10 protein-coding genes are annotated in these 13466 nt (G+C 44.1%); 4 read left to right on the top strand and 6 right to left on the bottom strand.

All coding sequences use genetic code 11. The annotated features are described in order from the left end of the window. Positions 1–5: 5 nt before the first annotated feature. The gene (gene rppH, locus ACUJFK_RS13630; protein ID WP_226752078.1) at positions 6–512 is read right to left on the bottom strand and encodes an RNA pyrophosphohydrolase; all 507 of its coding nucleotides are present in this window, start codon (positions 510–512) and stop codon (positions 6–8) included. Between the two features lie 380 nt (positions 513–892). Between rppH and mutH the strand changes: the two genes are divergently transcribed. After that, positions 893–1570 (top strand): DNA mismatch repair endonuclease MutH, encoded by a 678-nt coding sequence (gene mutH, locus ACUJFK_RS13635; RefSeq protein WP_226752067.1) that lies wholly within the window; start codon positions 893–895, stop codon positions 1568–1570. On the opposite strand, the gene cysB is transcribed toward mutH, so the two are convergent. Then, positions 1556–2533 carry an HTH-type transcriptional regulator CysB gene (cysB, locus tag ACUJFK_RS13640; protein ID WP_445425222.1) on the bottom strand — a complete coding sequence of 326 codons (978 nt, stop codon included), beginning with the start codon at positions 2531–2533 and terminating at the stop codon, positions 1556–1558. The two genes, mutH and cysB, sit on opposite strands and share 15 nt — an antisense overlap. Positions 2534–2793: 260 nt before the next feature. Between cysB and ACUJFK_RS13645 the strand changes: the two genes are divergently transcribed. Then, positions 2794–3558 carry a hypothetical protein gene (locus ACUJFK_RS13645; protein ID WP_445425223.1) on the top strand — a complete coding sequence of 255 codons (765 nt, stop codon included), beginning with the start codon at positions 2794–2796 and terminating at the stop codon, positions 3556–3558. 74 nt (positions 3559–3632) lie between these two features. Here ACUJFK_RS13645 and topA read toward each other — a convergent pair whose 3' ends face one another. Continuing rightward, entirely contained in the window at positions 3633–6218 is a 2586-nt protein-coding gene (topA, locus tag ACUJFK_RS13650) for a type I DNA topoisomerase (RefSeq protein ID WP_445425224.1), read from the bottom strand. A 224-nt stretch (positions 6219–6442) separates the two neighbouring features. On the opposite strand from topA, the gene astB reads away from it, so the two are divergent. After that, positions 6443–7783 (top strand): N-succinylarginine dihydrolase, encoded by a 1341-nt coding sequence (astB, locus tag ACUJFK_RS13655; protein WP_445425225.1) that lies wholly within the window; start codon positions 6443–6445, stop codon positions 7781–7783. A 155-nt stretch (positions 7784–7938) separates the two neighbouring features. On the opposite strand, the gene ACUJFK_RS13660 is transcribed toward astB, so the two are convergent. Continuing rightward, the gene (locus tag ACUJFK_RS13660) at positions 7939–10161 is read right to left on the bottom strand and encodes an Ig-like domain-containing protein (protein ID WP_445425226.1); all 2223 of its coding nucleotides are present in this window, start codon (positions 10159–10161) and stop codon (positions 7939–7941) included. A gap of 164 nt (positions 10162–10325) precedes the next feature. On the opposite strand from ACUJFK_RS13660, the gene ACUJFK_RS13665 reads away from it, so the two are divergent. Beyond that, entirely contained in the window at positions 10326–11666 is a 1341-nt protein-coding gene (locus ACUJFK_RS13665; protein WP_306177979.1) for a dicarboxylate/amino acid:cation symporter, read from the top strand. A gap of 47 nt (positions 11667–11713) precedes the next feature. Here ACUJFK_RS13665 and ACUJFK_RS13670 read toward each other — a convergent pair whose 3' ends face one another. After that, positions 11714–12382 (bottom strand): thiopurine S-methyltransferase, encoded by a 669-nt coding sequence (locus ACUJFK_RS13670; protein WP_445425227.1) that lies wholly within the window; start codon positions 12380–12382, stop codon positions 11714–11716. A 3-nt stretch (positions 12383–12385) separates the two neighbouring features. Then, positions 12386–13375, bottom strand: coding sequence for a protease SohB (gene sohB / locus ACUJFK_RS13675; RefSeq protein ID WP_445425228.1), 990 nt, complete (start codon positions 13373–13375; stop codon positions 12386–12388). Between the last annotated feature and the right edge of the window lie 91 nt (positions 13376–13466).

A 13466-nucleotide genomic window follows, 5' to 3' on the forward strand; every position in this document is an offset into this window, starting at 1 on the left:
TTATTTCAAGTTTTTCGTTTTATACTGTCCCGGCGAACAAACGGCAAAGCGACCGGAGCGAATTCTTTCATAACCTTGCGATACACTTCCCGTTTAAAGGAAACCACCTGCCGCACCGGATACCAATAACTGACCCATCGCCAACTATCAAACTCCGGATGACTGGTTTTCGCCAGATTGACATCCTCTTCCCGACAGATCAAACGCAGTAAAAACCACTTTTGTTTCTGTCCAATACACACAGGATTGCTGTCTTTGCGGATCAGCCGTTTCGGCAACTTATAGCGTAACCAGTGTTTGGTTGTCGCAATAATTTCCACATCTTCAGGCCGAAGCCCAACTTCTTCATGCAATTCGCGAAACATGGCTTCTTCCGGTGTTTCACCGTCATCAATGCCACCCTGTGGATATTGCCAGGAATGTTGACCATATCTTTTCGCCCAAAACACCTGTCCATGGGTGTTACAAATCACTATGCCGACATTGGGCCGGAAACCCTCGGCATCGATCACACAAACCTCAAGCGATGTTAAATCTGCTATGTAGAGGATTCTTTCACAAAGTCGTCTTGGCGGCAAACGGTATTTTTCAATCACACCCCATAAGTTATCCACAGATAACGCAACAAGCAGTGCGCGAATGTGAGCTTTTTCACAGATGCTGTGCATAAAGCTGTGACTAAGCCCCAGTTAGCCACTTAATAACTCGAAACACGCAAATAACTTCAAACAAAACCTTGTTATTTTCTCTTTATATTTCATGCAATTAATTATATTTGGCGCTTTTGAAATACCAAATGCTTTTGTGCATAAGTCGGTTTGCTGCCTTTTTAAACAGCCAAAAGCCTCAAATAATGCTAGGGTAAAAGCAGTAATGTTCAAAATAGCGCAACATGTCTGCAAAACCACAATCTACTGCCGAACTACTGACTAACTGCCAACGTATCGCCGGTTTAACGCTGGGGCAATTAGCAGCAGAATTATCGCAACCGGTCCCCAAAGATCTCCGTAAAGATAAAGGCTGGGTCGGTCAACTCATGGAATTAGCCTTAGGGGCGAGCGCAGGTTCACAGGCTTTACCTGATTTTCCAGAGTTAGGCATTGAATTAAAAACACTGCCCATTGATCACAGCGGCAAACCACTGGAGAGTACCTATGTTTGTGTGGCGCCATTAACGGGTAACATTGGCCAACATTGGGCGGACTCTTGGGTTTGTCAGAAATTACAGCGAGTATTATGGTTGCCCATCCTGGCTGAGCGACAACTTCCCCTGCATCAGCGAATTATAGGCCAAGGTTTTTTATGGCAACCCAATGCTGAACAGGCTGCTATTTTGCAACAGGATTGGGAAGAGTTAATGGAATTAATTAGCCTAGGCGGTATCGCTAATATTCGAGGGGCTCACGGTAAGGCTTTGCAATTAAGGCCTAAGGCAGCCGATAGCAAAGCGCTAACAAAAGCGATCGGTGCGCATGGCGAACCGATCCAAACTTTACCGCGGGGTTTTTATCTGAAGAGTCACTTTACTCAGGCCATCTTGCAGCAAGAATTTCAACTAGCGGATCGGTAGCACAAACTTATTAAACATCCGGTCAATGTCTTCTTGAGTACGCAAAGCACTGGCTTTTTCCACGACATCACGGGTTAAGTGTGGCGCAAAGCGCTCAATAAATTCATACATATAGGTGCGTAAAAATGCGCCTTTTCGAAAACCAATTTTGGTAGTAGACGCTTCAAATAAATGCCCTGCTTCGATCACGACTAAATCTTTGTCTAAGTTCGGATCAATCGCCATTGAAGCGATCACGCCAACGCCCAGACCCAAACGCACGTATGTTTTAATGACATCGGCATCGGTAGCAGTAAAAACAATATGCGGCTCTAAATTTTTCGCAGCAAAAGCGCGATCGAGCTCTGAGCGCCCGGTAAAACCAAAAACATAAGTGACGATAGGAAAACGGGCTACATCTTCGATTTGTACTTTGTGGTCCAGTTGCGCAAGGGGATGCTCTTTTCCCACAATAATACTGCGATTCCAGTGATAACAAGGCAGCATAACCAGATCGTGGTATAAGTGCAGCGCTTCAGTGGCAATGGCAAAGTCGGCATCACCGCGTGAAGCGGCTTCCGAAATTTGTTGGGGTGTTCCTTGGTGCATATGCAACGAAACCCTAGGGAACTTCTGCATAAAATTACCAATTACCGGTGGCAACGCATAGCGGGCTTGTGTATGTGTCGTCGCAATATTGAGTTTACCTTGATCAGGTAAGGTGTGCTCTTTGGCGATGGCTTTAATATTGTCGACTTTTGCCAATATTTGCTGGGCTATTTCGATCACTTCGCGACCCGCAGGTGTAACGTGCGTCAAGTGTTTACCACTACGTCCAAATACTTGAATGCCTAACTCATCTTCTAGCATCCGTACTTGTTTGCTGATACCGGGCTGTGAGGTAAATAAACTTTCTGCCGTAGAAGAAACATTAAGGTTATGATTCATCACTTCGACAATATAACGCAGTTGCTGCAATTTCATTAATTGACTTCCTTACCCGGTAACGGTCAACAATCTGGATAGCCCAAATATTCCAATAATTTTGTATAATAGCACTATCTATAACATTTTGTTTTAGCAAATAGCTGCGTTTGCTGGCTAAAAATAGCTGGCTTATGGTGCGATTTTTGCTAGTCTAAGCTAGATTTTGTCAAGCCGAACGGAATAATGACGCGTAGACTTATGGCTACGCAAGCAAAACAGCGGCTTAATACACCGAAAACTATAAGGCAGAGGTATCGATGGTATTTTCCCTAATCATCACGCTAATCTTAGCACTGGTGATTATCGCCATTACAGTGAATGTGGTGCAGCAGCATAAAGAAAAAATTCAAAAATTAAAACGTGCTGAATTCACTAAATTGCGTCACGCACTAGAAGAAACAGAAGAAATTTTGTTTAATTCTACGAATGTGCCGATGTCTAACGGTATTTCCTTAATGCTGATGCGCAGAGTCAGCTATTTGTTAAAAGCCATGAAACAGCTCGAACCCGAGCAGCGGGAATTACGCCAGCGCTTAGAAGATACTGAAAACCGTATCGAAGAATTGAAAAATAATACGGGCGCTGTTGCAGACAATATCAGCCTACCTGATGATGATCAGCAATGTATCGCGATGTTCAAAGCTATTAAAAAGCTAAGAACCATGCTCAGAGCAGAGCACGCTCGAGGTAAAGTGGAAACTCAACTGGTGGTAGACGAGGATGCACGTCTTGATCTGTTTCAATTACGTATCACTGTCGAAACACAAATTAAGCGCGGTAAGAGTGCTCTCACCAATAATATGATTGGCTCTTCTCGGCAATACTATGAAAAAGCATTAAAACTACTCGCAGCATCCAATCAACAAAATGACTATATTAGCCAGCGTCAAGCCGAAGTTCAGCAGCAGTTAGCTGAAATAACCGCAGCATTAAAAACCGGTAATGCCAAAGACGTCGCAGATCGTAATGATAAAGATAACAAAGATCTCGATGAGCTCTTTGCTCCCAAAAAGAAATGGTAAGGCCAAGGCCTTACCATTTGTGCTTATCCATTGAACGTTTTAGTGCCTATGTTATCACGCTAAGCATCTAAAGCTTATTTCTCTGTGACCACCCAGCGACCGTTTTCATACCATGCCGCCCAACCTGTGGCTTTGCCTTCATGTTCTGTCATTACATATTGTTGTTTAGTCTTTCGACTCCAGCGAACAATAGCAGGGTTACCAGCTTTATCTTTAGCAGGCGCATCAGCCAAATAATAAAACTTCGGTGAAATACGCTCACGGAATGTTTTAAGCTCACTCACTAGCGGCGCTCGGGTTTCGCGAGATTTTGGAAAGGTTGCCGCGGCTAAAAATAAACCGGCCGCACCATCGCGCAACACAAAGTACGTATCCGATTTTTCGCACTTTAATTCAGTTAAATGAACAGGATCTTCTTTTGGTGGCGCCGCTTCACCGCTGCGTAACAATTTACGGGTGTTTTTACAGTCTGCATTGGTACAACCGAAATATTTACCAAAACGACCCGACTTCAGCTGCATTTGCGCGCCACATTTATCACATTCAATTTCAGGCCCTTCGTAGCCTTTCAGTTTAAACTGCCCGGCCTCAACCTGATAACCATCACACTCAGGGTTATTACCACAGACATGCAATTTACGTTGCTCATCAATCAAGTAGCTGTCCATAGCTGTGCCGCATTTGCTACAACGTTTCTTCTGGCGAAGCACTTCTGTTTCAAGTTCATCGTCAGTAACATTAACCGCTTCCTCACCCGAGACTAAATTCATCGTGGTGGTGCAGCGCTCTTTTGGTGGCAAATTATAGCCTGAGCAACCTAAGAACACTCCTGTAGATGCAGTACGAATACCCATCTTACGACCACAGGTAGGGCATTCAATATCGGTTAACACGAACTGATTAACCCGCATCCCGCCCTCTTCCGGGTCAAGCTCAGCGGTTTTCAGTTTACTGGTAAAGCCCTGATAAAACTGGTCAAGCGTTTTACGCCAACTTAACTGCCCTTTGGCAATATCATCGAGTTTCACTTCCATGTTGGCAGTAAAATCGTAATTCATCAGATCATCAAAGTTTTCAACTAAACGATCGGTAACGATTTCCCCCATTTTTTCAGCATAAAAGCGTTTATTCTCCACCCGAACATAGCCACGATCTTGAATGGTCGAAATAATCGCAGCATACGTCGATGGCCGGCCAATACCGCGTTTTTCTAACTCTTTAACTAAACTGGCTTCGCTAAAACGCGCTGGCGGCTTAGTAAAGTGCTGAGCACCGTGCAGCTCTTTTAAAGTAAGTTGTTCACCGGTGCGCACATCCGGTAACTCATTATCTTCATCGCCTTTGCGTTTCATCGCTGGCTGAACTTTAGTCCAACCATCAAAACGTAGCACGCGACCTTTGGCTTTTAATTCAAAATCTCCCGCTGCAACGGTAATGTTGGTTACGTCGTATTGTGCAGCAGGCATCTGGCAGGCAACAAATTGCCGCCAGATCAGCTCATATAATTTTCTGGCATCGGCTTCCATATCAGTAAGATCAGACGCCAGCACCGTAACTTCAGAAGGACGAACAGCTTCGTGCGCTTCTTGAGCATTCGCTTTACTGCCATAACTGATAGGTTCGGCAGGTAGGTAAGCTTTACCAAATTTTTGCTCGATATAATCACGACAATTTGCCACAGCTTCTGTGCTTAAATTGGTCGAATCGGTACGCATATAGGTAATATGCCCGCCTTCGTATAGCCGCTGCGCTAACATCATGGTTTTTTTCACACCATAACCCAGCCGCGTACTGGCCGCCTGCTGCAATGTAGAGGTAATGAACGGCGCTTGAGGTTTGCTACTACTGGGCTTATCTTCTCGATCTAAAACCTGATACTGGGCTTTATTTAATAACGACAGGGCTTGATCAGCTTGCGCTTTGTTTACCGCCGAGAACGTTTTGCCCTGATATTTGCTGACCGCTAATTGTAAGGCATGTTTAGAAGCCGTCATGGTGTCAGCGTCAATGCTCCAATACTCTTCAGGAACAAAGGCTTTGATTTCACGCTCGCGTTCAACCACCAAGCGCACAGCCACTGACTGCACACGGCCAGCAGATAAACCACGGGCGACCTTTTTCCATAACAGCGGTGAAACCATAAAGCCAACAACGCGATCAAGAAAACGTCGAGCTTGTTGGGCATCAACTTGGTCAACATTAAGCCGACCTGGCTGCTCAAAGGCTTGAGTAATGGCATTTTTTGTTATTTCATTAAACACCACGCGTTTAAACTTACTTTCTTCGCCACCGATAATTTCACGAAGATGCCATGCAATGGCCTCTCCCTCACGGTCTAAGTCCGTTGCGAGATAAACGATATCGGCTTTATCAGCCAGCGTTTTAAGCTCTTTCACGACTTTTTCTTTGCCAGGCAGAATTTCGTAGCGTGCTTTCCAGCCATGCTCGGGATCAATACCCATTCGATCAACCAGAGCTTGGTAGGCCTTTTCGTCTTTACTAAGCGTTTTATCGGTAGCCTTAGCTTTATCTTTGCTACTGCTCGTAGGTAGATCCCGAATATGACCCACGCTAGACTTGACGATAAAGTCATTGCCCAGATACTTATTAATGGTTTTTGCTTTTGCCGGTGATTCGACTATTACCAGTGATTTCGCCATTTTAAACCCAGAGATCCCCTATTACAGCACCATCTTGTGGTGCCCTTTTTTAAACGTATATCCGCAAACCGCTGTTGTGACAAGTGTCTAAACTGATTATTATGCAAATAGGCCACAATTATTCTGCGATAAGGCCTGTCACTCAGCAAAAAATGAAGCATAACATCTCGCGGTCGTAAAAATAACAAAAACAGCACCGCAACTAACAAAGGATAAGAAAAACTATGCAAGCTTATGAAGCAAATTTCGATGGGCTCGTGGGCCCTACCCACAATTATGCCGGTTTATCAGTCGGTAATGTGGCGTCTTTAAACAATGCCAAAAATCATTCTAGCCCGAAACAAGCAGCTAAACAGGGCTTACAAAAAATGAAGGCATTACATGACCTTGGCATGGTTCAAGGGGTGCTTGCACCGCAAGAACGTCCCGATTTGGGCATGCTACGCCGCTTAGGTTTTAGTGGCAGTGATGCACAAGTGATGCAAGACGCCGCAGCAAAAGCACCCGAAATTTACCGCGCAGTGTGCTCTGCATCCAGTATGTGGACCGCCAACGCAGCAACTGTTTCACCCAGCGGCGATACGCCAGATAAAAAAATTCACTTTACTCCTGCAAACCTGACGAACAAATTTCATCGTTCACTTGAACCAACGACCACCGGTCGGATCCTGCAAGCGATGTTCAGTGACAGTAAGCACTTCGCGCATCATCTGCATTTACCTGATAATGAGCACTTTGGCGATGAAGGCGCAGCTAATCATACGCGTCTGTGCAGTGACTATGGGCAAAGCGGTCTTGAACTCTTTGTATATGGCCGTTATGCCTTTAATCAGAGTAAACCGGCACCACAGCGCTATCCAGCTAGGCAAACAATCGAAGCCAGTCAAGCTGTAGCACGTTTACACGGGCTAACCGAGGCTAACACCGTCTTTATGCAACAAAACCCTGAGGTGATTGATCAGGGCGTATTTCATAATGATGTTATCGCCGTGGGTAACCGAAACGTGCTTTTTTTCCATGAGCAAGCTTTTTTGAATACAGCCGCCAGCTTACAAGAGATCAAACAAAAGTTTCCTGGTGACGCCCAGCTCCATTTTATCGAAGTCAAAAATCAACACGTCTCGGTGGCAGATGCCATCCGTACTTATTTATTCAACACCCAATTGATTAATCTGCCGTCAGGAGAAATGGTGATTATCGCTCCAACAGAATGCCAAGAGCATGCTGGTGTATATCGTTACCTTACTGACTTATGTCAGCAAAACACTCCTATTAAAAACGTCCATTATTTTGATGTAAAGCAAAGCATGCAAAACGGCGGTGGCCCGGCTTGTTTGCGTTTAAGAGTGGTATTGAACGAGCAAGAGCGTCAAGCGGTTAACCCTGCGGTGATGATGAACGATACCTTATTTGCTAACCTTAATAACTGGGTTGATAAACATTACCGTGATCGGTTATCAGAAGCTGAACTAGCCGATCCACAATTAGTTATCGAGTCTCGTACCGCCTTGGATGAACTAACGCAATTACTTAAATTGGGCTCAGTGTATAGTTTTCAGCGATAAGCGTTTAGTGATTAGTGATTAGTGATTAGTGATTAGTGATTAGTGATTAGTGATTAGTGATTAGTGATTTGTGATTAGCTTAGTTAAATTTTTAACTATTTTAAATAACAAATAAAAAAGGAGCCGTAAAAGCTCCTTTTTTATTTCAAATAGAACTATAAAATGTCAGTACAGTTCGCGCTGCTACCTAAAGGATTAGGTGGTGGCGCTGATGTCTCAGTAGTTACATCATCAGCTGCTACTGGTAGATTATATTCTCTAAAGGCAACGTTCTCGGTGCCGGCGGCAAAACCTGACACTTGCAACCTAACATCTAACCATGTGGCATAATCCTGTGGGTAACGAACATTAAACACAGCAATACCATTTTCATCTGCAGTAACAGTTTGAGGCACAGTAGCAACATTGCCAGGTGTAATTTGTTTGTCATTATTGGTATCTTCAGAAACTTCTAAAATACCATCCAAATTAACATCTTCATTAGGACACGTTGTACTACGTTGAGAAACCCAAACCTTAAATTCTTCGGGCGTTGATTTCACCCAAACACCTTTACCATAGGATACTGGCACAACTGCCACATTGAGCTGTTGATTAGCAACAGGATTACCCGAGCTATCAGTTACAATGACTGAAAACTCTTTAGAATACAGACTATCGCTTGGTTTAGAAATGACATTACCTGTACCGAAACGGAAGAACAATGTTCTCTCGCCCACTGCGATATCAGTCATGCCAGAGATATCGTTCGCTTCTGATGCGTTTTTAACTAAAGAACCTTTAACTTGCAAATTCAGACCATCTACTGCCGCTCCAGTGTTTACATCAGCAGTAAATATTGTGGTTGCTACCCCTGCAGAATTAGTTATTGCACTTACGGTACTTAATTGCCCACCGGCAGAATTGTCCAGAGTAAAAATAACACTGCGGTTTTTAACAGGGTTATTTTTAGCGTCTCGCAAAATTGCGCGAACATTACTTTGCTCACCTGGACCAACTTGAGCAGGGAATGCTTGTAGTTCTAGCTTTGATGCTGTTACTGCAACAAACTCAATCGTTTTCTGCGTGTTCACTGTGCTGCTTCCAGAGCCTGCTTGAGCAGCAATGGTCGTTAAACCTGCATACTCAGAAGAAACATAAACATTTGCTTGGCCATTAGCATCTGTTGTTTTGGCTACCGCAACATTTTTTTGAATTAGCTCAGCAGATTCTGCCGCAATGACACCACGACTAGTGGCAAAATTAATGTTTTGAGCAGCATTAGGCAGATTATCTACCAGCCATTGCACTCGCATTTCTTTGGGGCTATTTAAACTGACTTCTTCAATAACTGGCGCATTTGTCACAGTTTGAAGAAATGTAAATGAATCAGGGCTTACATTTAAGCTCACTGAGCGTTGAGCTCCCAGCGCAGTAACTAGAATGGTATCTATCCCACTGTTAACAGCGGTGTAAGTTACGGTCGCTTTACCTGTTGAACCTGAGGTTACAGGATTAGTCACGCTTAAAGTGTTACCTAAGGACGATGCGATGTTTACCATCACATTTTCAAGGCCATTACCTTCAGAGTCGACAATAAAAATATCGAGTTGTGCGCTATCATTCAGAACCACAGCTTGCGGTGCAGTAATATTAACTTCAGTGCCCACAACCTTAACAATCAGTTGTGAACTTTGCTGCTGTGCTCTAACAGTAACTGTGATATCACGGTTATTTTTGTTAGAAAGCGTTGTTAGTGTGGCACGCGCAATACCGTTTGCTGCGGATGCAGAGTCAACCACTTGGATTTCACCTGAATCTGTACTGAAGGTTACAGGTATATCAGAAACAACATTGTTGTTAGTGTTACGAATTAAAGCACTCAACTCTACTTTGTCCGTACTCGCTGAGCCTAATTGTAATTTATCTGCAATTAATGATACGGAACCAATCGTTTCACCGACATTCGTATCACCATCACCCGCGGAACTAAACACAACCTCGGCACTTATATCACCAAAAGTTGCAGTTATTTTACCCGCACCAGAGAGGGTGCCAACATTAACACCGAGCGATGCAACACCATTTGCATTAGTCACCGCGCTACCTGTGCCATTAGCAAATGTCGCTAAAGACGAGTTATCTAAAGCAAAACTGACCAATTGGCCTGATACCACGCCTGAATTGGTTGCAGTTAAAGTTGCTTCAATAATCAAAGGAGTCGCAAGGGCTAACTGATTAGCACTTTGGCCTTGGCTATTTTTTAAAGTTACGCTCAGACTATAAACAGGAACTGCGGATGTACCGCCAGAACTGCTACCGTCTAATGTTCCACCACCGCCACAAGCTGATAGCGTGAAAATAACGAACACCGCCCACAATTGCCGGATGTTTAACATGAAACTCTCCCTAGCACTTCTTTTATAGTTTTGTTAATTTTGCATCTTAAACCATTAATTATCCAGCTGGCAGGGTTAATTTAAAAAAATTTCTCTCTCTAGTGACCAAAGCTGGCACAAACTGGTAGTCTTAGTGTTTTATTACAACACAAAAACCACTATATATGACGTCAAATAATAAAAAACTCAGTCTTACCTTACGTATTGTGATTGGTATGTTAGCGGGTCTTGCAGTCGGTTTCTTCTTTCAATTTTTACTGGGTGGTGCCGAAGAGCGCAATTTGGCTTTGCTTGGTCTAGATATACCCTTAAAAGCTTTTTTTGTTGACGGTATTTTTCATGTTGGCGGCGAAATATTTATTGCCAGCTTAAAAATGCTGGTGGTGCCTTTGGTATTTGTGTCTTTAGTTTGTGGGACCTGCTCGTTATCTGACACCTCTAAACTTGGGCGTTTAGGTGGTAAAGCCATCGGCTTATATATGATCACCACCGCTATCGCCATTAGCTTAGCGATCGGCGCAGCCTTGTTAACTGGCCCAGGTTTGGGTGTAGAAATGCAAAGTGATCAAACCTTTGATGTAAGCTCTGCCCCAACGTTAGCGCAGGTCTTTATCAATATCTTCCCAAGTAACCCAATAGAGTCAATGGCTTCAGGCAATATGCTGCAAATTATCGTTTTTGCCGTGTTATTTGGCCTAGCCGTGGCCTTGTCAGGCAAGCCGGGTGAGCGGATTGCCGCACAGTTTAATGATTTTAATGAAGTGATTATGAAGCTGGTCACTTTACTCATGAACTTAGCCCCCTATGGTGTGTTTTTCCTGATGGCGAAACTTTTCACCACGCTGGGTTTAGAAACTATCGGCAGTTTAGTCAAATACTTTGGCGTAGTGCTTTTTGTTCTACTGTTTCATGGGTTTGTGGTTTACGCCTTGCTGTTAAAGTCACTAACGGGTTTAAACCCAATTATCTTTTTAAAGAAAATGCGCGATGCCGCGCTATTTGGCTTTAGTACTTCAAGCAGTAATGCCACGCTGCCAGTGACCATGGAAACGGTCAATAAAAAGCTCGGTGTCAACAACAGCATCAGTTCATTCACAGTACCACTGGGCGCTACAATTAATATGGACGGTACTGCCATTATGCAGGGTGTTGCCACTGTCTTTATCGCTCAGGTGTTTGGCGTCGATTTAAGTCTTGGCGATTTCTTGATGGTCATTTTAACTGCAACCTTGGCTTCAATCGGCACGGCTGGTGTTCCGGGGGTGGGATTAATCATGCTGGCGATGGTGCTACAGCAAGTAGGCTTACCGGTTGAAGGTATTGCGCTGATTATTGGTGTGGATCGCTTACTGGATATGACGCGCACCGCAGTAAACGTGACTGGTGATGCGATGGTGTCCTGTATTGTCGCTAAAAGCGAAGGAGAGTTTAATGCGGCTATTTATAATAATCCAAACGCCGGTGAGAAAGAAGAAACCATCGATTTCCATCATTTAAGAGATTAACGTTTAGGGCTACCCGCCGATGTTGCGGGTAGCGTTTTTAGCCTACTTTATGCCTGAACTAAATACACTTTTTCACATAAACGTGATGTTTCAAAACGACGCCGTGCAAAGCCTTGCCCGGTAATATCCACTTGTTCTAGCAATTGGATGTGTCGCTTTGCAAAATGCTGCTCTATCTCAGCGCTAGTGACACTAAAAGGTGGCCCCGTTTTCTCATCCTCGGGGTATTCTAGGCTGATCAGCAGCAATGCTGCGCCCTGCTCTAACCAGTTATCTAATTTTTCAACATAACGTTGTCGCATTTCCAAGGGCAGCGCAATCAATGCCGCGCGATCGTAGATAAGGTTATTGGCGTTGACGCGACTATCAGGCAATTGAAAGAAATCACCTTGTAACAGTTGTAACGCCTCAGCTTGAAAACGAATAAAGCCCTGCTCAGCTAATGGATGTGCTGTTGTAACAGTATGCGCCAGCTGATTTTCAGCAAAAAAAGCATGACAAGCGATGTCCGATAACTCAATACCCAGAACCGGCCGCAAAACCTGACAAAATAGCAAATCAGGGCTTTTACCACACAACGGTACCACGATTTCAGTCAGCCTTGGCTGCTCGGCCAAGATCTGCGGCAACCAACGCTGCAACAGCGGATGCGGTTGAGCTAATTGAAAGCCGAGTTTATTTTGTTGCCAACACGCCTGCCAAAATGCTGCGTCCATGTGTTACCACCAACGGCGTTGTTGCAGATTTTGCCAGATACCACTAGCAAAGCTTGCGCCACCTGCACCCAGTTTATCTGCCAAGCCTTTTTTCAATTGAAACTTCACCTGTAGTACTTTTCGCTCGGCAAACATACTACACAAGTAATCATCACTGGTTTGCAATTGATCTACCAATGCTAAAGCAAGGGCTTGATAGCCAAACCAATGTTCACCCGTAGCCACTCTGTCGATATCCAACACTGGCCGCTGTTGGCTGACAAAGTCTTTAAACAGCACATGGGTTTCTTCTAATTCTTGCTGAAATTTTTCACGGCCTTTTGCGGTGTTTTCACCAAACAAGGTTACAGTGCGTTTGAATTCACCCGCGGTGAACTGTTCAAAATCAACATCGTTTTTCTTTAATAATTTATTGAAATTAGGTATTTGTGCAATAACACCAATAGAGCCAATAATCGCAAAAGGTGCCGCCAATAGTTTATCGGCAACGCAGGCCATCATATAGCCACCGCTGGCGGCTACCTTATCCACGGCTATTGTGAGTGGGATCTTTTGTTGTTTTAGCCTGTCTAACTGCGAGGCGGCTAAACCATAACCATGCACTACACCACCGCCACTTTCGAGCTTTAACAATACTTCATCTTTTGACGTGGCTACTGCCAAAATGGCGCTGATTTCTTCGCGTAACGCGTCGGTTTCTTTCGCATCCATACTGCCATTAAAATCAATGACAAAGAGTGTTGGCTGCTGTTGTTTCTTTACAGCTGATTGGGCTTTTTGCCATTTCTTGAAGGCTTTTTTATCCATCAGTTGCTGTTGTAACAGTTGCTGATTGTGCTGATACTCTTCACTGAGATCCGTAATAGACAATTGACCTTTACGTTGACGCGTTTTCATCGCAGCGCCTGCCATAATGGCCACCACAATCGCTAATGCCACCACCAAGGTAGCAACCTTCGCCAAAAAAATGCCGTATTCATATAAAAATGCCAAAGCCTGTCTCCTTACAATGAAAAATAAAGGTGCATCATACCCTAAAAGCAACAGCCCGGTGCAAGTGCAACCGGGCTGTGGTTAAACGCTA

The sequence above is a fragment of the Alishewanella sp. HL-SH06 genome (genome assembly GCF_052656265.1).